The sequence below is a fragment of the Pseudomonas sp. CK-NBRI-02 genome (assembly GCF_008124495.1).
GTDB classification, from domain to species: domain Bacteria; phylum Pseudomonadota; class Gammaproteobacteria; order Pseudomonadales; family Pseudomonadaceae; genus Aquipseudomonas; species Aquipseudomonas guariconensis.
In genome coordinates, this window is sequence record NZ_VSJH01000008.1 from 116,105 (window position 1) to 138,806 (window position 22,702).

Annotated in this window: 20 protein-coding genes and 1 pseudogene; 5 read left to right on the forward strand and 16 right to left on the reverse strand. The window is 63.4% G+C overall.

Annotation, left to right across the window (positions count from 1 at the left end):
• Positions 1 to 141: 141 nt before the first annotated feature.
• Together msrA and DQ397_RS08315 are read left to right on the forward strand one after the other, a co-directional pair.
• Positions 142 to 810, forward strand: a complete 669-nt coding sequence (gene msrA, locus DQ397_RS08310) for a peptide-methionine (S)-S-oxide reductase MsrA (RefSeq protein ID WP_043212604.1) — start codon at positions 142 to 144, stop codon at positions 808 to 810.
• A 9-nt stretch (positions 811 to 819) separates the two neighbouring features.
• Positions 820 to 1,443 (forward strand): glutathione S-transferase, encoded by a 624-nt coding sequence (locus DQ397_RS08315; RefSeq protein WP_043212602.1) that lies wholly within the window; start codon positions 820 to 822, stop codon positions 1,441 to 1,443.
• A 142-nt stretch (positions 1,444 to 1,585) separates the two neighbouring features.
• On the opposite strand, the gene creD is transcribed toward DQ397_RS08315, so the two are convergent.
• From creD to DQ397_RS08335, 4 genes are all read right to left on the reverse strand, one after another.
• Positions 1,586 to 2,914, reverse strand: coding sequence for a cell envelope integrity protein CreD (gene creD / locus DQ397_RS08320; RefSeq protein WP_043212600.1), 1,329 nt, complete (start codon positions 2,912 to 2,914; stop codon positions 1,586 to 1,588).
• A 133-nt stretch (positions 2,915 to 3,047) separates the two neighbouring features.
• Positions 3,048 to 4,481 carry a two-component system sensor histidine kinase CreC gene (gene creC, locus DQ397_RS08325; RefSeq protein ID WP_043212598.1) on the reverse strand — a complete coding sequence of 478 codons (1,434 nt, stop codon included), beginning with the start codon at positions 4,479 to 4,481 and terminating at the stop codon, positions 3,048 to 3,050.
• Complete coding sequence (gene creB / locus DQ397_RS08330) at positions 4,481 to 5,161, reverse strand: two-component system response regulator CreB (protein ID WP_043212596.1); 681 nt, start codon at positions 5,159 to 5,161, stop codon at positions 4,481 to 4,483. The genes creC and creB overlap by 1 nt, the downstream gene beginning before the upstream one ends.
• 183 nt (positions 5,162 to 5,344) lie before the next feature.
• Positions 5,345 to 5,845: an ATP-dependent zinc protease gene (locus DQ397_RS08335; RefSeq protein WP_043212593.1), complete on the reverse strand. Its 501-nt coding sequence runs from the start codon at positions 5,843 to 5,845 to the stop codon at positions 5,345 to 5,347.
• Positions 5,846 to 6,027: 182 nt separating this feature from the next.
• Here DQ397_RS08335 and DQ397_RS08340 point away from each other — a divergent pair, with 182 nt between their 5' ends.
• Entirely contained in the window at positions 6,028 to 6,915 is an 888-nt protein-coding gene (locus DQ397_RS08340; RefSeq protein WP_043212591.1) for an acyltransferase, read from the forward strand.
• Positions 6,916 to 7,099: 184 nt separating this feature from the next.
• A complete protein-coding gene (locus tag DQ397_RS08345; protein WP_148921529.1) occupies positions 7,100 to 8,461 on the forward strand; it encodes an APC family permease in 1,362 nt (453 codons plus the stop codon).
• A gap of 182 nt (positions 8,462 to 8,643) precedes the next feature.
• Here DQ397_RS08345 and DQ397_RS08350 read toward each other — a convergent pair whose 3' ends face one another.
• The 8 genes from DQ397_RS08350 to glyA all read right to left on the reverse strand — a co-directional run bounded on the left by DQ397_RS08350 (position 8,644) and on the right by glyA (position 18,357).
• Positions 8,644 to 9,225: a DUF2780 domain-containing protein gene (locus DQ397_RS08350; protein WP_043211124.1), complete on the reverse strand. Its 582-nt coding sequence runs from the start codon at positions 9,223 to 9,225 to the stop codon at positions 8,644 to 8,646.
• Between the two features lie 153 nt (positions 9,226 to 9,378).
• Positions 9,379 to 10,578, reverse strand: coding sequence for a formaldehyde dehydrogenase, glutathione-independent (fdhA, locus tag DQ397_RS08355; RefSeq protein ID WP_043211122.1), 1,200 nt, complete (start codon positions 10,576 to 10,578; stop codon positions 9,379 to 9,381).
• Between the two features lie 250 nt (positions 10,579 to 10,828).
• Positions 10,829 to 11,686 carry a formyltetrahydrofolate deformylase gene (purU, locus tag DQ397_RS08360; protein WP_043211119.1) on the reverse strand — a complete coding sequence of 286 codons (858 nt, stop codon included), beginning with the start codon at positions 11,684 to 11,686 and terminating at the stop codon, positions 10,829 to 10,831.
• Between the two features lie 14 nt (positions 11,687 to 11,700).
• Positions 11,701 to 12,333, reverse strand: a complete 633-nt coding sequence (locus DQ397_RS08365; RefSeq protein WP_043211110.1) for a sarcosine oxidase subunit gamma — start codon at positions 12,331 to 12,333, stop codon at positions 11,701 to 11,703.
• A 141-nt stretch (positions 12,334 to 12,474) separates the two neighbouring features.
• Positions 12,475 to 15,492 (reverse strand): sarcosine oxidase subunit alpha, encoded by a 3,018-nt coding sequence (locus tag DQ397_RS08370; protein WP_043211107.1) that lies wholly within the window; start codon positions 15,490 to 15,492, stop codon positions 12,475 to 12,477.
• Positions 15,489 to 15,821, reverse strand: a complete 333-nt coding sequence (locus DQ397_RS08375) for a sarcosine oxidase subunit delta (protein WP_043211106.1) — start codon at positions 15,819 to 15,821, stop codon at positions 15,489 to 15,491. Before DQ397_RS08375 ends, DQ397_RS08370 begins: the two co-directional genes overlap by 4 nt.
• A gap of 16 nt (positions 15,822 to 15,837) precedes the next feature.
• Positions 15,838 to 17,088 (reverse strand): sarcosine oxidase subunit beta family protein, encoded by a 1,251-nt coding sequence (locus tag DQ397_RS08380; RefSeq protein WP_043211104.1) that lies wholly within the window; start codon positions 17,086 to 17,088, stop codon positions 15,838 to 15,840.
• 15 nt (positions 17,089 to 17,103) lie between these two features.
• Positions 17,104 to 18,357: a serine hydroxymethyltransferase gene (gene glyA / locus DQ397_RS08385; protein ID WP_043211101.1), complete on the reverse strand. Its 1,254-nt coding sequence runs from the start codon at positions 18,355 to 18,357 to the stop codon at positions 17,104 to 17,106.
• Positions 18,358 to 18,681: 324 nt separating this feature from the next.
• Between glyA and DQ397_RS08395 the strand changes: the two genes are divergently transcribed.
• Positions 18,682 to 19,722, forward strand: coding sequence for a low specificity L-threonine aldolase (locus DQ397_RS08395; protein WP_043211099.1), 1,041 nt, complete (start codon positions 18,682 to 18,684; stop codon positions 19,720 to 19,722).
• Positions 19,723 to 19,788: 66 nt separating this feature from the next.
• Here the strand turns inward: DQ397_RS08395 and DQ397_RS24990 are convergent, their stop codons facing one another.
• The 4 genes and pseudogenes from DQ397_RS24990 to DQ397_RS08410 form a co-directional block, all read right to left on the reverse strand.
• The gene (locus tag DQ397_RS24990) at positions 19,789 to 20,526 is read right to left on the reverse strand and encodes a methyl-accepting chemotaxis protein (protein WP_371906664.1); all 738 of its coding nucleotides are present in this window, start codon (positions 20,524 to 20,526) and stop codon (positions 19,789 to 19,791) included.
• A 126-nt stretch (positions 20,527 to 20,652) separates the two neighbouring features.
• Positions 20,653 to 21,726: pseudogene (locus tag DQ397_RS24995) on the reverse strand (cache domain-containing protein); the annotation flags it as partial.
• 273 nt (positions 21,727 to 21,999) lie between these two features.
• Positions 22,000 to 22,302 carry a cell division protein ZapA gene (locus DQ397_RS08405; RefSeq protein ID WP_043211094.1) on the reverse strand — a complete coding sequence of 101 codons (303 nt, stop codon included), beginning with the start codon at positions 22,300 to 22,302 and terminating at the stop codon, positions 22,000 to 22,002.
• A complete protein-coding gene (locus tag DQ397_RS08410; RefSeq protein ID WP_043211092.1) occupies positions 22,299 to 22,529 on the reverse strand; it encodes a hypothetical protein in 231 nt (76 codons plus the stop codon). Before DQ397_RS08410 ends, DQ397_RS08405 begins: the two co-directional genes overlap by 4 nt.
• Between the last annotated feature and the right edge of the window lie 173 nt (positions 22,530 to 22,702).

Here is a 22,702-nt window from a genome sequence, read left to right on the forward strand (position 1 = left end):
CGACGCCAAGCTCGGGCACTATAAGCCTCATTCGAGACATTTCACGGTGCGCCCACTTCCGTAGGCACGACGCTGCTGATGGGAGCGGGTTTACCCGCGAAGCGGTCAACACTCATCCACCTGACATACAGAGGAACGGCCATGGTCCTGCGTTCGGAAATCCTGGTGAACAAAAACGTCATGCCTACCGCGGAACAGGCGCTGCCTGGTCGCGACACCCCGATGCCCCTGCCCGAGTTCCACTACGTGTTCAAGGACACGCCGCTGCTGGGCCCCTTCTTCGAGGGCAGCATCGATTTCGCCATCTTCGGCCTGGGCTGCTTCTGGGGCGCCGAACGGCGTTTCTGGCAGCGCGAAGGCGTGGTCAGCACCGTGGTCGGCTATGCCGGCGGCTTCACCCCCAACCCGACCTACGAAGAAGTCTGCTCGGGCCTGACCGGCCACACCGAAGTGGTGCTGGTGGTGTTCGACAAGGACAAAGTGAGCTATCGCGAGCTGCTGGCGATGTTCTGGGAACTGCACAACCCGACCCAAGGCATGCGCCAGGGCAACGACATCGGCACCCAGTACCGCTCGGCCATCTACTGCACCAGCCCCGAGCAACTGGAACAGGCCAAGGCCAGCCGTGACGCCTTCCAGGCCGAGCTGACCAAGGCCGGTTTCGGCGAGATCACCACCGAGATCGACCAGGCACCGACCGTGTACTTCGCCGAGGCCTACCACCAGCAGTACCTGGCCAAGAACCCCGACGGTTACTGCGGCATCGCCGGCACCGGCGTCTGCCTACCTCCCAGCCTGCAAGGCAAATGAGGCCTGGCCATGACGACCATGACCCTGTTCCACTCGCCGCTCTCGCCGTTCGTCCGTAAGGTAATGGTCGTGCTGCACGAGACCGGTCAGCTCGACCGCGTGACCTTGCAAGCCGTCAACGTCAGCCCTGTCAATGGCGATGACCAGCTCAACCAAGACAACCCGATCGGCAAGATCCCGGCGCTGCGCCTGGAAGACGGCACGGTATTGCACGACAGCCGGGTGATCTGCGAGTACCTCGACCTGCAACACGTCGGCAACCCGCTGATCCCCCGCGAAGGCTCTGCCCGCTGGCGGCGCCTGACCCTGGCCTCCCAGGCCGATGCGATCATGGATGCAGCGGTCTCGACCCGTTACGAGACCTTCCTGCGTCCACAAGACAAGCGCTGGGAAGGCTGGATCCAGGCCCAAGGCGAGAAGATCCGCCGCAGCCTGGCCAACCTGGAGCAGGCACACTTGGCGGAGCTCGCCTCGACCTTCGACATCGCCGCCATCGGCGTGGCCTGTGCACTGGGCTACCTGGACCTGCGCCAGCCGCAGTTCGGCTGGCGTGAGCAGCAGCCCGGCCTTGCCGCGTGGTATGCCGACGTGACCAAGCGGCCGTCGATGGCTGCAACGGCTCCGGTGATCTGACGGACCGGTCCGCAGATGAACCCACGCCCACTAGGGTCCAGCCCTGTGGGCGTGGGTTTTCCCGCGAAAGCCTCATCCCGGTGCCACTGAACAAGCATCCCGATCCGATAGGCCAACCACCGCCCCGCTTCCCGATCCTCTCTCATGCCGCCCTCCCCACCCGCGCCCAGTCCAGGCGACGGGTCAGCACCATGAACACGCCAAGCAGGCCAAAGCACAGCAGCGAGCCCATCAGCAGCGCATAGTCTTCGGCACTGAGCAGGCCGAAGAGCAGTCCATACAGCCCACTCAGCCCCGCCGCAAAGCCGATCCCCCGCCTCATGCTGCCCAGCACATGGCTCAGGTAGAAGCCAATCAGCAGCACGCACGCCGAGGCCGACAACCCATAGGCCAGGCCAAAGCCCAGGTGTTCGGCCAACGACAGCAGCAACAAATAGAACAAGGCCAGCGCCACCCCCACCAGCATGTACTGCATAGGGTGCACGCGAAGGTTCTTCAGTACCTCGAACAAGAAGAAACCCGCGAAGGTCAAGGCGATGAACAACAGCCCGTACTTGATCGCCCGCTCACTCTTGAGGTACTGGTCCACCGGGTCGACGAAACTCACGCCAAAGGCGCGCGCATTGAAATCCGTGCACTGACCCTGGCCGGTACATTGGCGCAGCGTATCCTCGAGGTTGGTGGCGAAGAACGAGGTCTGCCAATGGGCCTTGAAGCCTTGATCGTGTATTTCTCGACGGCTGGGCAGGTAATTGCCGACAAAGCTTGGGTGCGGCCAGTTGGCGCGCATGTCCACCCTGCTGCTGCGCCCCACCGGCACGACATACAACTGGCCAGTCCCCTGCAAGGCCAGATCGAAGCCATAGGTGAACTCACGGGCCTGGCCATCCCCGAGCATCGGCAAGGCGACATGCACGCCCCCGCCCAGCCAATCCAGGCCAGTGCCGGGCTCGAACGGCAATCGCTGGTCATCCAACGTCAGTGCCAGGGCGTTCTCGATGCCGCGAATGTCACTGATGCCCACCACCAGATAGGGCCTGTCGAAGCGGTAGTCCTCCCAGTCCTTCTCGATACCCCAGCGCGCCGGGACCTTGAAACGTCCGCTCACCCTGCTCTTGGCGTGGAACAACCGGGCCTGGTAGATGCCCCGAGCGCGCAGTTCGGTATCGATATCGGTGTCTACGTGGAAGGTTTCAGGCAGGAAGTACAGTTGGCCATTGAGCGTGATCGTCTGCTCGACGCTCTGGCCGTTCTTCTCGATCCAGCGCCGCTCATACTTGCGGTAGGGCACCACCAGCAGCGGGCCACTGATCTGCTGGCTGAAGCTTGAGCTTTGGGCGATGTCCTGCAGCACGCTATCGCGCAAGGCCTGTCGTTCACCGATCAGGCCACCGATCATCAACAGCGGAATCAACAACAGCAGCATCAGCAGGGCAATCATGCCGAGCTTGAAACTCAGGGTTTTGGTCATGGGCTAGGGCTCCGTTTGCGATGGGCGCAGTGTGGAACCACTGCGTGGAGCCTTTGTGAAGTGCGTGTGGAGATTGGGTGGTGTTTTCAGCAACACCTGTGCTCGCGAAGGGGCTGCGCTGAAGACCGTCGGCTCAATTCACACGTCGCGCCGGCAACCACAACCGCACGCGCACCCCGCCCTCGACGTTCTCCACGGCCAACGCGCCGCCATGCAGCTGCATCACCTCCGCCACGAAGTTAAGCCCCAGCCCCGTGCTCTTGCGCCCGCTGCCTGGCCGTGGCAGTGAATAGAAGCGCTCGCTGACCCGCCCGATGGCGTAATCGGGGATCGGCTCGCCCTGGTTGAAAACACTCAGCGCCACCCGCTCGCCGTCGCGTTCCAGCTCGAACAGCAACGCTCCGCCTGCCGGCGAGAAATCCAGCGCATTGTCCAGCAGGTTGGCCAGCGCCTGGCGCATCAGGAAAGGATCACACAGCAACCTCAGCTCCACCGGCACCCGCTGGCGAACCTGCAAGCTCGCGCCTTCAATGCGCGCCGCATGGCTCAACAGCAACTCATCGATCAGCGCCGCCAGGGCGACATACTGTTCGTCTTCCAATGCCTGCATCTGCTCGACCCTCGCCAGGTTGAGCAAGCGCTCGATCATCTGTTGCAAGCGCCCGCTCTCGCGCTCGATGTTGCTGGCAAAACGCATCCGCAGGTCTTGCGGCATATCGCCCTGAAGCAGCTCAGAGGCTCCACGGATCGCCGCCAGCGGGCTCTTGAGTTCATGGGTCAGGGTGTGCACGTAGCGCTCGACATAGGCCTTGCCTTCGAGCTGGGTCCGCATGCGCTCTACCGCTGTGGCCAACTGCCCCAACTCGCCCCCTTTGTAGTGGGGCAAGGCTGCGCGCTGGCCCTCGCTGACGGCCTGGGCATAGCGCGTCAGCCGACGCAGCGAGCGCGCCAGCCACCACGACAGCGCCGCCCCCACCAACAGGCCAAGGCCGATCAGGCCCAGGCCCAGATTCAGCAGCCGCTGCTCGGCGCGGTCGATGTAGGGTTGCAGCGAGCTGTTGGGCTTGGCCACCGTCACCACACCGATGATCCGGCCCTGATCGAGGATCGGCGCCGCCACGTGCATCACCGAGGTGGTTTCGTCAGCCGGATCGCTGCGCGTGGAGCGCGCGCCATACTGGCCGCGCAGGGTGAGGTAGACATCGTTCCAGCGAGAGTAGTCCTTGCCCACGTCCTGGCCGCTGGAGTCCAGCAGCACGGTCCCTCGGGCGTCGGTGACATAGATGCGGTGGCTGATCTGGTTCTTCGCCAGCCCCCAGATCTGCGCGCCTGGACGGCGCTCGCCGTAAGACGCCAATACCTGAGGCAGCCGGCTTTGGCTCAGAGTGCCGGCTTTGACGTCGTCATGGAGAATTTCCGCGAGCAGGTTGGCAGTGTCCACGAGGGTCTCCTCGGAGGACTGGCGCACGACCGGGCGGATCTGTTCGCGCACGGTGCTGAGCAGGAAGTAACCAGACAACCCGACGAACAGGAAATACACCAGGAAGATGCGGATGCCCAGGCGCATCAGGCGTGATCCGGGCTATAGCTGTAACCCAGGCCACGATGGGTCTGGATGGGCTCGGCATCGGCAGCGACCTGGCGCAGCTTGGCACGCAGGCTCTTGATATGACTGTCGATGGTACGTTCGTAGCCGGCATCGGAGGCTACACCCACCGCATCGAGCAGTTGCTCGCGGCTGAACACCCGCCGGGGTTGCTCCAGCAAACATTGCAACAGACGAAATTCATGACGGGTCAGGGCCAGCGGCTGGGCGTGGTAGCTGACCTGCATGCGCAAGGTGTCGAGCTGGAACACCGTGGCCTGGGCCGAAGCTTGGGCCTGGGGCACCAGGCGCTTGAGGATCGCCCTGACGCGCGCGGCCACTTCCCGCGGGCTGAACGGCTTGACCACGTAATCGTCGGCGCCGATTTCGAGCCCCACCACCCGGTCGATTTCGGCATCGCGGGCACTGAGGAACATCACCGGTACGTCGCTGAAACGGCGCAACTGCCGACAGGTTTCGAAACCGCTGATGTCAGGCAGGCCGATGTCGAGAATCACCAGGTCCGCAGGATGCAGACGCTGCTGCTCGAGGGCTGCGCTACCGAGCGTTACCCAGTCGGTGCTGTGGCCATCGGCCTGCAAGGCATAGACCAACGTATCGGCAATGGCGGATTCGTCTTCGACGATGAGAATGTGGGGCATGGCGTCCGGCCTTGCTTGGACAAATGCTGGACTTGTAGGTGATCAGCAGGCATCACGCAACCCCTGTGGGGGCATTGGGCCAAGTGCGGACCGCTTCATGGGTCACCCCGCGCCCACAGGGTTCATTGCCAGCCCAGTGGGAGCGGGTTCCCAACACCGGCAATGCCGGTGCATACGTCTGAACTAGCAGTCCGGCTTGCCGGCAGTGAACTTCTTGGCCGGGTTCACCGCCGCCTTGAACTCTTTCAGGGCCTTGGAGCCGATCAGCAGTGGGTAGTTGAAGTGGCTGCGGTCGACCAAGTTGACCTCCACCGTACGTTTGACGTCACCCAGGCACAGCTCCAAATCGATCACTGGACGCTTGGAGACTTCCGGGACGTCCCCTTCTTCGTCCTCGTCTACGCGGTTCTTGATCTTGCTGATGCGCGACAGCTCATGTTCGTAGACCTTGCCGTCGGCGTTCTTGGTCGCCAGACGGAAACGCACCCACTCATTGCCATCGCGGGTGAACAGCTCGATGTCCTTGGCCGACAGCGAGGCGGTGTAGGCACCGGTGTCCATCTTGGCCTTGAGGGTTTCGCCAAGCTCCGGCAGGGCAATGTTCTCGTAGCGGCCATACAGGGTTGGCTCGGCGGCCATGACCGGAAGGGCGAGGATCGACAGCAGGGCAAGCAGTGATTTCACAGGTTAGGCTTCCTTGAGGTGGGACAGCACTTAGACTACCCGGGCACGATAGGTTCGTTGTCAAAGCTTATCCAACACAATGTGAAACATTTGTCCCAGTAATTGGCCAATGCGCATTTGGCGAAGGCCGGTGCCCCACTTATCATTGCCAACCGTTTTTATCCCACAACAAGAGTCTCTTTATGCGTCGCCTGCTCACCGGCATCCTCACCACTGTCCTGCTGCTGCTCAACACCCTGGTGTTGATCTGCCCGCTGATGGTGTTCGCCCTGCTCAAACTGGTGCTGCCGGGGCGTGGCCGCGACTATGCCTCTTGGGCGGTGATGTGGATCGCCGAGACCTGGTCGGAAATCGACAAGGCGATCTTCGCCCTGTGCATCCCGACACGTTGGGACATCCGCGGCATCGAGAAGCTGCGCCAGGACACCTCCTACCTGTGCGTGAGCAACCACCAGAGCTGGGTGGACATCCCGGCCCTGATCGAGAGCCTCAACCGCCGGGTGCCGTTCTTCAAGTTCTTCCTCAAGAAAGAGCTGATCTGGGTTCCGCTGCTGGGCCTGGCCTGGTGGGCGCTGGACTACCCCTTCATGAAGCGCTACAGCAAGGCTTTCCTGGACAAGCACCCGGAGCTCAAGGGCAAGGACCTGGAGATCACCAAGGCAGCCTGCGAGCTGTTCAAGCGCCAACCGGTGACCGTGGTCAACTACCTCGAAGGCACGCGCTTCAGCGAGGCCAAACGTCAGGCCCAGCAATCGCCCTACCAGCATCTGCTCAAGCCCAAGGCAGGTGGCGTGGCGTTCGTACTGGCCGCGCTGGGCGAGCAGCTCGACGCCCTGCTGGACGTCACCATCGTCTATCCCGGCAACAGGGCGCCGGGGTTCTGGGACCTGCTCAGCGGCAACATCAGCCGGGTGATCATCGACATCCGCGTGCGTGAACTGGACCCAGCGCTGTGCGCGGGTGATTACGAGAACGATCCGGCATTCCGCCAGACCGTGCAGGCTTGGGTGAACCAGCTGTGGGTCGAAAAGGACCAGCGCATCGAGCAGTTGCGCGCCGAAATGCGCTAAGAGGTGCGTGGCCTGGGCGGCCCTTGCCGAAGAGCAAGCCCGCGCCTACCGTGGGCTGTACACAATAAGATGCCGATTAAAATCCAGATTTATAATCGACATTAGCAACTCTTTGTTTGTCTTCACCTACCCAGGTGGATAAAAATCGATCAACGCACAACTACAAAAATGCTTGGATCGATCGATGGCCAAACAACCTCGCCCCGCTGCCGTGGCAGCTCCCGCCCAACTTCGCCGCGTCCTCGGGCTGCCCGCCCTGGTGTTCTTCGGCCTGGTGTACATGGTCCCGTTGACCATCTTCACCACCTACGGAATCGTCACCGAGATCACCGGGGGCCGCACCGCTGGCGCCTATCTGGTGACCCTGCTGGCAATGCTGTTCACCGCCACGTCCTACAGTTTCATGGTCAAGCGCTTCCCGGTGGCAGGCTCGGCCTACTCCTACACCAACTTGGCGTTCGGCCCCAACGTGGGCTTCCTGGCCGGCTGGTCGCTGCTGCTCGACTACCTGTTCATCCCGATGATCAATTACCTGCTCATCGGCCTGTTCTTGAACATCGCCTTCCCGGCCGTTCCGGCCTGGACCATCGTCCTGGCCTCGATCGCCCTGGTGACCGTGCTCAACGTGGTCGGCATCCATTCGGTGGCCAAGGCCAGCAACTTGATCGTCGGCGCGCAGATCGTCTTCATCGGAGTGTTCGTGGCCTTGTCCTACCAGTCGCTGGCAGGCCAGCCGGTTGACCTGCTCTCGCCGCTGCTGGGCGATGGCAGCCAGCCAGGCTTCGGTCACCTGATGGCCGGTGCAGCAGTGCTGTGCCTATCGTTCCTGGGCTTCGATGCGGTCTCGACGCTGGCCGAGGAAACCCGTGACGCCCGCCGCGACGTACCCCGCGCAATCATTCTCACCACCCTTGGCGCCGGCCTGCTGTTCACCCTGCTGGCCTATATCAGCCAACTGGTGCTGCCAGGCAGCACGTTCGCCAATGCCGATGCCGCGGCCAACGAAGTGATGTTCAAGGCTGGCGGCCAGTTCCTGGCCAACTTCTTCACCGCAGCCTTCGTCGCCGGCAGCCTGGGTTCGGCCCTAGCGTCCCAGGCGGCGGTGTCGCGCATTCTCTACACCATGGGCCGCGACAAGGTGCTGCCACAGCGCACCTTCGGCCAGCTGTCGCCGCGCTTCGGCACCCCGGTGTTCGCCATCGTGCTGGTGTCGGCGTTCTCGCTGCTGGCCCTGGTGATCGACCTGGCCACGTTGGCATCGCTGATCAGCTTCGGCGCCCTGGTGGCGTTCTCGGCCGTCAACCTGGCAGTGGTGCGCACCCACCTGATCAACGAGCGCACCCACCGCAACCTCAAGGGCCTGGCGTGCTATGGCGTGGTGCCGCTGGTCGGTCTGGGCCTGACCCTGTGGCTGTGGACCAGCCTGTCGGCGCTGACCTTGGTGATCGGCCTGTGCTGGTTCGCCCTGGGCCTGGCTTATCTGGCAGTGCTCACCTCCGGCTTCCGCCGCCCGATGCGCCTGGTGGATTTCTCCGAAGCGGCCTGATGCGCCACTGCCCTTTGGGGGAGCGGATCTTACCGGCGACAAGGTGGTGAATCGGCCGTCGTATTCGCGGGTAAACCCGATCCCATAGGGCCGACGGTGACCTTATGGGAGCGGGTTCATCCACGAAGCAAACGCCTCGGTAGAGGGCACGGGCTCAGCCCGTGTACACCCATGAAGAAAGCTCAAACAGACGGAACGGCCGCTGGCGCCGCAGGGGTCATCCACAGGCTTCCCAGATTCTGCAACAGCGACCCGGCAAGGCCCTGCTGGCCCAGGTACTGAAGGATCAGCGGGGCAAACTGGCCGATCATGTTCGTATCCATGCCCAGCAACCTGAAGGCGTTATCCAGGTCGCTGCGGTTCTCGACGTTGCCCAACGCATTGCTCAAAGGCGATGGGCTCTCGCTGCTCTTGCCGAGCAACTCACCCAGACCGCTCAGCCCACCCAGGGCGTTGGCGCCGGAAAGCAGGTCCAGGCCGGGCACGGCCTGGGTCAGCTGGCCATAGTCGGCCTCGCTCAGGTTGTTGCGCGCCAGCCCCAGCATCGCACCGGCGCCGCCAATGGCCTGTTCAGGGGTGATCTTCAGCTCGCTACCCAAGGTATTGAGCAGGTTGGCCTGGCCCGCTGGAGCCTGTACCTGACCCTGTTGAGTTGAATTCTGGTTCTGCATCGCCGACACGGCATTGGCCGCATCGCTCAAATTGAAGGCGAACACCGGGCTTGCGGCCAGGGTCATCAGGGTTGCCAGGGTGAATGCTTTCATCGGGAGGGACCTCGTCGGCCGGGATGGCCGGGGAAACGAGGCATTGGACTGGAGCTGCAGGGGTTTGTTCCAGGCCGGTTATCGGCCTGCCGAAGCCTTGTGACTGAAGCCGCTTAAAGCACAACGCCCCCGCAGGGGCGTTGAGTCTGAAGGTTAAGCCGCGCCCCACATCTTGTGAGGGTCGATCACGAACTTCTTCGGTACGCCTGCATCGAACTCGCCGTAGCCTTGCGGCGCTTGGTCCAGGTTGATCACCTGCACGCCAACCACTTCGGCGATGTTGATACGGTCCCACATGATCGCCTGCATCAGCTGGCGGTTGTACTTCATGGTCGGGGTCTGGCCAGTGTGGAAGCTGTGCGATTTCGCCCAGCCCAGGCCGAAGCGGATGCTCAGTGCACCGATCTTGGCGGCGGCATCGACCGCGCCCGGGTCTTCGGTCACGTACAGGCCTGGAATACCGATGTTGCCGGCAACGCGGGTCACCTGCATCAGGGAGTTCAAGACGGTAGCCGGCGCCTCATGCTTGGCACCTTCATGGCCATGGCCACGGGCTTCGAAGCCGACGGCGTCGATGGCACAGTCCACTTCCGGTTCACCGAGGATATCGACAATCTGCTCGTGCAGCGGGGTGTCCTTGGACAGGTCGACCACTTCGAAGCCCTGGGCCTTGGCATGGGCCAGGCGAGCAGGGTTCAGGTCACCGACGATGACGCAGGCCGCGCCCAGCAGGCGCGCCGAGGCAGCGGCGGCCAAACCGACCGGGCCGGCACCAGCCACGTAGACGGTGCTGCCTGGGCCGACGCCGGCAGTCACGGCGCCGTGGTAACCGGTTGGCAGGATATCGGACAAGCAAGTCAGGTCACGGATCTTCGCCATGGCCTTGTCGCGATCGGGCAGTTTCAGCAAGTTGAAGTCAGCGTACGGCACCAGCACGTATTCGGCCTGGCCGCCGGTCCAGTCGCCCATGTCGACATAACCGTAGGCACCACCGGCGCGGGCCGGGTTGACGGTGAGGCAGACACCGGTGTGCATCTCTTTGCAGGAACGGCAACGACCGCAGGCGACGTTGAACGGAACGGATACCAGGTCGCCGATCTGCAGGCGTTCGACATCGCGGCCCTTCTCGACGATTTCACCCGTGATTTCGTGGCCGAGGACCAGGCCGACCTGGGCGGTGGTACGGCCACGGACCATGTGCTGGTCGGAGCCGCAGATGTTGGTGGAGACCACCTTCAGGATCACGCCGTGCTCGATTTTCTTGCCGCGTGGGTCCTGCATTTTGGGGTAGTCAATCTTCTGCACCTCGACCTTACCGGCACCGAGATACACCACTCCACGATTACCAGACATGCTCTTACCTCGCTTGATTTGTATTTATGCAGCGGTGGAAAGCGCCGCCTTCCGTGGGCGGCATGTGTTACTGGAATGCAGGGAATTGTGGGCCTGATACAACTTGTCGCAGTGACTGGAAGCGACAGAGGATTGCCTGTTAACGGCAGGTTAAAAAGGGTGAATCCATTCGCGGGTAAGCCCGCCCCCACACAAGGCTACGCAGAACCTTTGGGAGCGCGCTTACCCGCGAACAAGACAATGAGGACTGTCAGAGCACCACGGTGCGATTGGCGTTGAGGAACACCCGGCGCTCGATGTGGTACCCCACCGCCCGCGCCAGGGTCAGGCACTCGATGTCGCGCCCCTTGGCGATCAGGTCTTCTGGGTAGTGACTGTGGTCCACCACCTCCACGCCCTGGGCGATGATCGGGCCTTCGTCCAGGTCGTTGTTGATGTAGTGGGCCGTGGCGCCGACCATCTTCACGCCCTTGTTGTAGGCCTGGTGGTACGGTTTGGCGCCCTTGAAGCCGGGCAGCAAGGAGTGGTGGATGTTGATCGCCCAGCCGTCCAGGCGGCGGCACAGCTCAGGCGACAGCACCTGCATGTAGCGGGCGAGAATCACCAGCTCCGCGCCGGTCTCCTCGATCACCTGCAGCACCTTGCGCTCCTGGGCAGGTTTGTCCTTGGGGTCCAGGGCAAAGTGGTAGTAAGGGATCTTGTGCCACTGCGCCAGGGGCTCGAGGTCGGGGTGGTTGGACACCACCGCCACCACGTCCATGGCCAATTGGCCGATGCGCTGGCGATACAGCAGGTCGTTGAGGCAGTGGTCGGCCTTGGACACCATGATCACCACCTTGGGGCGGTGATTGGGCGCGGTCAGCTCGAAGGTCATGCCGAAGGCGTCACTGCGCTCGGCAAGGCCGGCCCGGAAGCCCGCCTCGTCGAAGTCGTCCGGCTGGCGGAACTCCACGCGAATGAAGAACCGCCCCGAGAGCCGGTCGTCGAAGGAGTGGTGCTCCGTGACGTAGCAGCGCTGCTCGTAGAGGTAACGCGTCACTACGTCGACGGTGCCGAGCATGCTCGGGCAGTCGGCAGTGAGAATCCAAGTGTCCGGTGCCCGACTCATGCGTGTTCTCCTTTTTAAGCCTCGATGGCCAGGCCGTACTCGGCCGAAGCGTCCTGCAGCCACAGCCACCAGTAATCGGAGAAGCTGCGGCGGATCACCAGTTCCCAAGTGTCTTCGGCAGTGCGGCGAATCACCAGTTGCGACTTGGCGAACACGGTGCCGACGGCCTTGCCGACCGGGAAGTTGTTCGGGTGTACATCATAGCTGGTGGATTTCATCAGCACGTCGCGTACGTTGGGGCCGCGCAGCTCGAGCAGCGTTTGCCCGCCGCTGACGTTGACCACCTGAATGTGCTGGCCTTCGAGGGCCTCGCGCAGCTTCTGCTCGATGGCGAACTCCTGACCGCCCGGGACGATCAGCAGCCACTCATCCGGTCCGACCCACTGCAGCGACATCTCGTCGTTGGCGACCACGGTCAGGGCGACCGGCAGTTCCAGGCCCAGAGCCTTCTTCACGCCTGCGGCGAAGGCGGCGTCGTGGCCGTCGCCACGGATCGTCAGGTGGCCGAGGAATTTGTGCTCGCGCAGGGTCACGCCTGCGTTCTTGCGGCCCTTGCCGACCAGGCTGGCCAGGTCAGCGTGGTGCAGTGGCGACTCGGCCCGGGCGTTGGAGCCCGGATTTTGCTGGAAGACGTTGATTACGCTCATTTCTTACCTGCCTTGAATTCTGTTGTGCCGAACGGCGCTGGATCTGGGAGAGCGGGCTTGCCCGCGAATGGGCCGGTGAGGCCAACATCGCATTCGCGGGTACCCCGCCTCCACAAGCTCCAGCACTGCCTTGCGGGGGCCTTAGACGTTCTGCCGCTCACCCTTCGGATCGAAGAACACCGAAGACACGATCTCTGCCTCGATCACGCTGCCGTCAGCCTGCGGCGAGTAGACACGCTCGCCCATACGCTTGAGGCCGCCTTTGACCACACCCATGGCGAACGAATAGCCCAGGGAGTTGGAGGCATAGCTGGAGGTCACGTGACCGACCATGTCCATCGGGATCGGCTGGTTCGGGTCGAACACCAGCTGGGCGCCTTCGGGCAGCCACTTGGTCGGGTCGACAGGCTTGAGGCCCACCAGTTGCTTGCGGTCTTCGCGCAGGCAGTCCGAACGGGTCATGCCGCGTGCGCCGATCCAGGAGAACGGCTTGTTGCGACCGACACACCAGCCCATGTTCAGGTCGTCCGGGTTCATCGAGCCGTCGGTGTCCTGACCGACGATGATGAAGCCCTTCTCGGCGCGCAGTACGTGCATGGTCTCGGTGCCGTACGGGGTCAGGTTGTACTTCTTGCCCGCCTCGACGATCTGCTCCAGCACGCCCATGGCGTAGTTGGCCTGGACGTTGATCTCGTACGACAGCTCACCGGTGAACGAGATACGGAACACCCGGGCCGGCACACCGCCGACCAGACCTTCCTTCCAGCTCATGAACGGGAAGGCTTCTTTGTCCAGGTCGATGTCGGTCAGCTCGGCCAGCAGCTTGCGGCTGTTGGGGCCCGACAGGGTCATGGTGGCCCAGTGGTCGGTCACGGAGGTGAAGTACACCTTCAGGTCCGGCCATTCGGTCTGGTGGTACAGCTCCAGCCACTGCAATACGCGGGCAGCGCCGCCGGTGGTGGTGGTCATGATGAAGTGGTTGTCGCCGACGCAGGCGGTCACGCCGTCGTCGAAGACCATGCCGTCTTCTTTACACATCAGGCCGTAACGGGCCTTGCCCACATCGAGCTTGGTCCAGGCATTGGTGTAAACGCGGTTGAGGAACTCACGCGCATCCGGGCCCTGGATGTCGATCTTGCCCAGGGTCGAGGCATCGAGCAGGCCCACGCTGTCACGCACGGCCTTGCACTCACGCTCCACGGCGGCATGGATGTCTTCGCCGGCTTTAGGGAAGTACCACGGACGCTTCCACTGGCCAACGTCTTCGAACTCGGCGCCGTTCTTCAAGTGCCAGGCGTGCAACGCGGTGAAGCGTACCGGTTCGAACAGGTGGCCACAGTGACGGCCCGCTACCGCGCCGAAGGTCACCGGCGTGTAGTTGGGGCGGAACATGGTGGTACCCATCTGCGGGATGGTGATACCCATCGAGCGCGCAGCGATGGCCAGACCGTTGATGTTGCCCAGTTTGCCCTGGTCAGTACCGAAGCCCAGCGCGGTGTAGCGTTTCACGTGCTCGACCGACTCGAAGCCTTCGCGGGTAGCCAGTTCGATGGCGGCCGCGGTGACGTCGTTCTGCTGGTCGACGAACTGCTTCGGCGCACGGGCAGTGCCTTTGTCGTGCGGCACCTGGAACAGCGCCACGGTGGCCTCTTCCTTGCGGGCAACGACTTTCGGCAGGGTGCCGACGGTCGCCTTGAAGCCTGCTTCGGTGGCTGCCTGAACGCCGCCTTCGAAACCATCGGCAATCGCGTCGCCGAGCGGATAGACGCCATTCACGCCACCCACGCAGACACGTTTCTGAGGCGCATCGCCCGGCACGAAGCCGAGGATGTCGTCACGCCAGATCGGACGACCGCCCAGGTGCGAGGCCAGGTGAACCACCGGGCTGTAGCCACCGGAGCTGCCGATCAGGTCGCACTCGAGCCATTCGCCTGGGCTGGTGACCTTATGCGCCACGGCATCGATCGCAGCGACGCGGGCGCCGGTTACGTGCTTGGTGCCCTTGGCCTCGATCACGGCGCTGGAGGTCAGGATGCGGATGCCCTTGGCGCGCGCTTCCTCGACCAGCGAGCCGCGCGGGTTGTGGCGCGCATCAGCGATGGCGACCACTTGCAGGCCGGCGTCGTGCCAGTCCAGAGCGGTGCGATAGGCGTGATCGTTGTTGGTCGACAGCACCAGCTTGCGGCCCGGTGCCACGCCGTAACGGCGCACGTACACCGAGATGGCGCCGGCGAGCATGTTGCCCGGCACGTCGTTGTTGCCGTACACCAGCGGACGCTCGTGGGTACCGGTGGCCAGTACCACACGCTTGGCACGCACGCGGTGGACGCGATGACGGACCTGGCCGATCGGGGCGCGGTCACCGAGGTGGTCGGTCATGCGCTCATGGATGGTCAGGAAGTTGTGGTCGTGGTAGCCGTTGACCGTGGCGCGAGGCAGCAGGGTCACTTCCGGCAGCGATTGCAGCTCGGCGACGACGGCAGCAACCCAGTCCGCGGCAGGCTTGCCGTCGAGGGTTTCGCGGGTGTCGAGCAGGCTGCCGCCGAACTCTTCCTGTTCATCGGCGACGATCACGCGGGCGCCGCTGCGACCGGCGGCCAGGGCCGCGGCCAGGCCAGCAGGGCCGGCACCGACGATCAGCACGTCGCAGTGCTGGTTCATGTAGTCGTAGCTGTCCGGGTCGTTCTGCAACGGAGCACGGCCAAGGCCTGCCGCTTTACGGATGTACTTCTCGTAAGTCATCCAGAACGACTTGGGATACATGAAGGTCTTGTAGTAGAACCCGGGCGGCATCATGCTGCCGCCGACCTTGCCAAGGATGCCCATGACGTCGTTGTTGACGTTCGGCCAGCCGTTGGTGCTGGTGGCAACCAGGCCCGAGTACAGGGCTTGCTGGGTGGCGCGCACGTTCGGCACCTGGGTGGCCTCGCTCGAGCCCAGCTGCAGGATGGCGTTCGGCTCTTCCGGGCCTGCGGCGACGATGCCGCGAGGACGCGAGTACTTGAAGCTGCGACCGACGATGTCGACGCCGTTGGCCAGCAGCGCAGCGGCCAGGCTGTCACCGGCATAACCCTGGTAGGTCTTGCCGTTGAAGGTGAAGTTCAGGACCTTGCTGCGATCGATGCGACCGCCGCTGGCGAGGCGATAGACCTGGCTCATACTTTTTCTCCCTGGCCTTTGACGGCCGACTGCGCGGGGTTCAGCTTGTTCGCGGTGACCTGCGGCTTCTCGCCGATCTTGTAGGTTTCCAGGATCTCGTAGGTCTCGGTGTTACGCGTGACGTTGAAGTACTGGCGGCAGCCGGCAACGTGGTCCCACAGTTCATGGTGAATACCGCGCAGGTTGTCGCGGAAGAACATGTAGGTACCCCATTCCTCGTCGGTGCAGGCGCTAGGGTCCAGCGGACGGGCGATGTGCGCCTGGCCGGAGGAGTGGAACTCTTCTTCGGAGCGCAGCTCGCCGCAGTGGGGACAGAAAATATGCAACATGACGAATTGTCTCCGATTAGTGGGCGACGGCCGCGGCGCCGTGTTCGTCGATCAGCGCGCCGGTGTAGAAGCGATCGATCGAGAACGGCTTGGCCAATGGGTGCATCTCGCCTTTGGCAAGGCTCGCGGCGAAGACGTTGCCCGAACCCGGGGTCGCCTTGAAGCCGCCGGTACCCCAGCCGCAGTTGAAGAACAGGTTTTTCACAGGGGTCTTGGAGATGATCGGGCACGCGTCCGGGCAGGTGTCGACGATGCCGCCCCACTGACGGTTCATGCGCACGCGCGAGAGGATCGGGAACATCTCGACGATCGCCTGCATGGTGTGCTCGATGATCGGGTACGAACCGCGCTGGCCGTAACCGACCCAGCCGTCGATACCGGCGCCGATGACCAGGTCGCCTTTGTCGGACTGGCTGATGTAGCCGTGCACGGCGTTGGACATGATCACGCTGTCGATGATCGGCTTGATCGGCTCCGATACCAGCGCCTGCAACGGGTGCGATTCCAGCGGCAGACGGAAGCCGGCCAACTTGGCCATGTGACCGGAGTTACCGGCGGTGACCACACCGACGCGCTTGGCGCCAATGAAGCCCTTGTTGGTTTCCACGCCGATGACCGCGCCGTTTTCCTTGCGGAAGCCGATCACTTCGGTCTGCTGGATGAGATCGACGCCCAGGGCGTCGGCGGCACGGGCGTAGCCCCAGGCCACGGCATCGTGACGGGCCACGCCGCCACGGCGCTGGACGGTCGCACCGAGGATCGGGTAGCGGGTGTTCTTCGAGCAGTCCAGGTACGGGATTTCGGCGGCGACCTGCTCGGTATTGAGCAGCTCACCGTCCACGCCATTGAGGCGGTTGGCGTTGACCCGACGCTCGGAATCGCGGATGTCCTGCAGGGTGTGGCACAGGTTGTACACACCACGCTGGGAGAACATCACGTTGTAGTTGATGTCCTGGGACAGGCCTTCCCACAGCTTCATGGCGTGTTCGTACAGCTTGGCCGACTCGTCCCACAGGTAGTTGGAACGCACGATGGTGGTGTTACGGGCGGTGTTGCCGCCGCCCAGGTAACCCTTCTCGATCACCGCGACGTTGGTGATGCCGTGCTCCTTGGCCAGGTAGTAGGCCGTGGCCAGGCCATGGCCGCCACCGCCGACGATGACCACGTCGTACACCTTCTTCGGCGTCGGCGTGCGCCACATGCGCTGCCAGTTCTCGTGGTGGCTGAGGGAGTGTTTGAAAAGGCCGAAGCCCGAATAGCGTTGCATGGTTGGTTACTCCACTCAGCGGTAGACCGGGAAATCCGCGCACAGGGCGGCGACGTTCTTGGCAACGTCGGCTTCGACGTCGGCATCACCCAGGTTGTCCAGCACATCGCAGATCCAGCCAGCCAGGGCAACGCACTGGGCTTCCTTGAAGCCACGGGTGGTGACGGCCGGGGTACCGATGCGCAGGCCCGAGGTGACGAACGGCGACTGCGGGTCGTTAGGTACGGCGTTCTTGTTGACGGTGATATGGGCGCGACCCAGGGCGGCGTCGGCGTCTTTGCCGGTCAGGCCCTGACGGATCAGGCTGACCAGGAACAGGTGGTTGTCGGTGCCGCCGGAAACCACGTCGTAGCCGCGGTCGATGAACACCTTGGCCATGGCTTGGGCGTTGGCGATGACCTGCTTCTGATAGGTCTTGAATTCAGGCTCCAGCGCCTCCTTGAAGCACACGGCCTTGGCAGCGATCACGTGCATCAGCGGGCCACCCTGGGCGCCCGGGAAAACGGCAGCGTTGAGCTTCTTCTCGATCTCTTCGTTGGACTTGGCCAGGATCAGGCCGCCACGCGGACCACGCAGGGTCTTGTGGGTGGTGGTGGTGACCACGTCGGCGAACGGAATCGGGTTCGGGTACAGGCCAGCGGCAACCAGGCCGGCAACGTGGGCCATGTCGACGAACAGCAGTGCGCCCACTTTGTCGGCGATGGCGCGGAACCGTGGGAAATCCAGGGTCTTGGAGTAGGCGGAGAAGCCGGCGACGATCATCTTCGGCTTGTGCTCGACCGCCAGGCGCTCGACTTCGTCGTAGTCGATCAGGCCGGTGGTGTTGTCGATGCCGTACTGGACCGCGTTGTACAGCTTGCCCGAGGACGACACCTTGGCGCCGTGGGTCAGGTGACCGCCATGGGCCAGGCTCATGCCCAGGATGGTGTCGCCGGGCTGCAGCAGGGCCAGGTAGACGGCGCTGTTGGCGGAGGAGCCGGAGTGCGGCTGGACGTTGGCGTAGTCGGCGCCGAACAGCTGCTTGGCGCGCTCGATCGCCAGCGCCTCGACCTTGTCGACGTACTCGCAGCCACCGTAATAGCGCTTGCCTGGGTAGCCTTCGGCGTACTTGTTGGTCAGGCCGCTGCCCTGGGCCTGCATGACGCGCTTGCTGGTGTAGTTCTCCGAGGCGATCAGCTCGATGTGATCTTCCTGGCGCTGTTCTTCGGCATTCATCGCCGCCAGCAGTGCGTCGTCGTAACCCTGGATCTGGTCTTGCTTGCTGAACATCTTGTTTCTCCCGGCAGCGATCATTTCTTGTCTTGAGGCACTGTGGCCCTTTGAGGCGATGGTATGACCGGCGAGGGCGACTCAGATGCCTGCGCACGCCTTGCAATGGCGCGTTTACGACATTCGCATCTGCCTGGTGCCTGTGCGGGCCCCTTCGCGGGTAAACCCGCTCCTACAGGGGCTGTGCAATCCCTGTGGTAGCGGGTTTACCCGCGAAGAAGCCCGCAAGATCAATACAGCCAGTTGCTCGAACAGGCCTTGTATAGGCAACCGCTGAATCGATGGTTTAGAGTGCGGATCTGCGTCGTAAAAAGGACAGATGTCATGACTGATAACAGCCAACAATTCGCCAGCGACAACTATTCCGGCATCTGCCCCGAAGCCTGGGCCGCGATGGAAAAAGCCAACCTGGGCCACGAGCGCGCCTATGGCGACGACCAATGGACCGAACGTGCCGCCGAGTATTTCCGCGAGCTGTTCGAAACCGACTGCGAGGTGTTCTTCGCCTTCAACGGCACCGCCGCCAACTCCCTGGCCCTGGCCTCCCTGTGCCAGAGCTACCACAGCGTCATCTGCTCCGAGACCGCCCACGTCGAGACCGACGAGTGCGGTGCGCCGGAGTTCTTCTCCAACGGCTCCAAGCTGCTCACCGCACGCAGTGTAGACGGCAAGCTGACGCCCGAATCGATCCGCGAAGTCGCGCTCAAGCGCCAGGACATCCACTACCCCAAGCCACGCGTGGTGACCATCACCCAGGCCACCGAAGTGGGCACGGTGTACAACCCCGACGAGCTGCGGGCGATCAGCGCCACCTGCAAGGAGCTGGGGCTGAACCTGCACATGGACGGCGCCCGCTTTTCCAACGCCTGCGCTTCCCTGGGCTGCACACCGGCGGAGCTGACCTGGAAGGCCGGGGTGGATGTGCTGTGCTTCGGCGGTACCAAGAACGGCATGGCCGTGGGCGAGGCGATCCTGTTCTTCAACCGCGCCCTGGCCGATGACTTCGATTACCGCTGCAAACAGGCGGGCCAGCTGGCGTCGAAGATGCGTTTTCTCTCCGCGCCCTGGGTCGGCCTGCTCGAAGACGGCGCCTGGCTGCGCTATGGCCGCCACGCCAACCATTGCGCACAACTGCTGGCCTCGCTGGTGAGCGACCTGCCGGGCGTGGAGCTGATGTTCCCGGTGCAGGCCAACGGCGTGTTCCTGCAAATGCCGGAAGCCGCGTTGGAGGCGCTGCGCGCCAAGGGTTGGCGCTTCTACACCTTCATCGGCAGCGGTGGCGCGCGGTTCATGTGCTCGTGGGATACGCAAGAAGCGCGAGTGCGTGAACTGGCGCAGGACATCCGCGCCGTCGTCGGCGCCTGATGTCCGCGGGTAAATCGGAGCGGCGGTTGGGCGCCCCGATTTACCCGCGAAGCGTCCAACACCGACCTAGAGCTTGAACCCGCCCATCTGCCGCGCCAGGTCATCGGCCAGGCCACGCAACGCCTGGCACTCGTCCCGACAGGCCTGCACTTCGGCCGCCGTCTCCCGGGCCAGGTCGGAAATCCCCTGCACAGTCCGGTTGATCTCCTCGGTCACCGCCGACTGCTCTTCGGTCGCCGTGGCTACTTGATGGTTCATGTCGCTGATGTGCTCCACCTGATCGGTGATCGCCCCCAGCGAGGCACCGGTGCGCTGGCTGGACTCTACCCCGCCCCCGGTCGCCTGCTGCCCGGCATTCATTGACGCCACAGCGGTGCCTGCGCCTTGCTTGAGGCGCTGGATCATCTGTTGCACCTCGTCGGTGGACACCTGAGTACGCCGCGCCAGCGTGCGCACTTCATCGGCGACCACGGCAAAGCCGCGCCCCATTTCACCCGCTCGCGCCGCCTCGATGGCCGCATTGAGGGCCAACAGGTTGGTCTGTTCGGAAATACTGCGGATCACGGCCAAGACCTCGTCGATCGAGGCGACTTCGTCGGCCAGCTGGCTCACCGCCTCCGCCGCCCGGCTGATTTCCCCGGACATGCCTTCGATGCTGTGGATCGACCGGCGCACCACCTCGCGCGCCTGCAGGGCCTCGTCGCGCGCCGACTGCGAGGCATGGGCGGCATTGCCGGCGTTCTGCGCGATGTCCTGCACGGTCAGTCCCATTTCGTGCACGGCGGTGGCGACCATTTCGGTCATCTCCTGCTGGCGGCTGGAACGGTCGGCGGTGTTGTCCACCACGCGGGTCACCTGCTCGACCGACCGGTGCAGGCGCTCGGTGGTGCGCAGCACCTCGCCGATCAGCACCCGCTGGCTGTCGAGGAACCGATTGAACCCGCGGGCCAGGTCGCCCAGCTCGTCCTCACGCGTATCGTCCAGCCGCTGACTGAGGTCGCCAGCCCCGCTGCCGATCTGGGTCAGCGCCGTGGTCACCTGGCGGATCGGACGTACCAGCCCACGCGCCAGCAACACCACCAACAGCAACGACACTAACGCCACCGCGCCACCGATCAGGCTGGTCAGCCACACCGCTTCGTGCATCTGTGCGTAGATTTCGTCTTCCGGCACCTCGGCCACCAACGTCCAGTTCAGATCGCGAAGCGGTAGGCCCAGCGCAAGAAACGCTTCGCCGTCGCGGCTGAAACGCACCTTGCGCAGGCCTTCACCCTTACCCAACACGGCTTGGGTCGCCTGCTCGCCGACCTGCTCGGCCAACTGGCGCTTGCCGCTGAATTCGTGATCCGGGTGGACCTGGATCAGGCCGTCGTTGCGCACCAGGAACACCCGCCCGCGATCACCGAAACTAAAGTCATGGATCAGTTTCGACAACGCCGTCATGCGCAGACCCATACCCGCCACGCCCACCAGCTGTCCGTCTTTTTCGACCCGGTAATCGATGAACAGCGCCAGCTCCCCGGTGGAGCCATCGATGTCGATATTGATCAGGCGTTCGGCGCCGCTGTCGATGTAGCCGTAGAACCATTTGTCCTTCGGGTTATCGCGGCTGAGGGTGCGATCCAGGCCTTTCTCGTTGTAGTAGTGGCCGGTCGCCGTGGAGGCGAACAATGTCGTGAAGGCCTGGTTGCGCTGTTTGGCAGCCTCCAGGTACTCGAGAAAACGGGGGGCTTGGGCGGGGTCTTCGCCGGCTGCGAGCCAATCACGCAGCAGCGTGTTGCCGGCAATGTCGGCCGCCGCCACCAGCGGCTTGCCGAGCATGCGCTCGATGTCGTTGCGGATCGCTTCGACGCTGGCCGGCAGTGCCGTATCCACCAGGTAACGTTCGGTCAGGCGGTTGACCGCCTCGGTATACACCCCTACCACCACCAGGATGCTCGCCAGCAGGGCTGCGCCCATGCTCGCAATCAACTGCCACTGGATACTCCGCCGCCAGATCCGCATGCCCCAACTCCCCAATCATTATTATTTTGGGTGATTGTATACACTTACGTATCCGGTTATTCCAGTGATCTAAAACAATGTCCACGACCCGTGGCGCGTCGTTTTTGCCGCAAGATCCGATGCTAAAGCGACTGGCGCGGTGGCGGGCGAACACGCTCGCACGCGCCCGGCTCACTTCGAATCCTGGGATGACGCCAGACGGTGGCGCGGGTTTACCCGCGAATGCGATGCGAAACTCACCGATGCATTCGCGGCAAACCCGAGGTCAGGCAATTACTGTTCGGCGATGGTCCGAACGATAGCGTCCACCGTGGCGTCGATCTGCGCCTGGGTCCGCTCGAGGGTCTGCTGATGTTCCTTTTGCAACTCGACCTGCTTGGAACACAGATTCAGGGCTGCCAGCACCAGCAGCTTGTCACCGATCAGGGTGGGGTATTGACGCTTGGTTTCGGCCAAGGCGGTGTTGAGCATCCGCACGGCTTGCGCCAGGGTCTCTTCCTGGCCTTGGGGCGCCTTGATCGAATAGTCGTTGCCCAGAATGGACACGACATTGATCGGCTGCGCTTGCAGTCTCATGCGTTGACGACACCTGCGCTGGCGCGCTCTACCAGCGCCTGGATACGGGCCGCGGTGGCGCCGTGCTTCTCTTCCTGCTCCAGCAGCGACAGCTGCAGGGTTTCATTCTCTTCCTTGGCCTGGGCCAGTTCCTGGCCGAGGGCGGTGTTCTGCTCGGTGAGTTGAGCGTTTTTCTGCATCAGGTCGTTGACCAGTTGCTCGAGTTGATTCAGGGAAGCTTCCAACATGGGGGTCTATCTCGGGTTGTTGCAAAGGGCGCACACGATAAAGAAAAGCGCGCGTCCTCGCCATTAAATATCGGGACACAAAGGCTTTAGCCTGGGCAGATTGACAGGCCTGGGCCGGGCTTGTTCCGACCTGGGTCAACCACCTGTCCGGAAACTCGATAGCAGGCTCACAA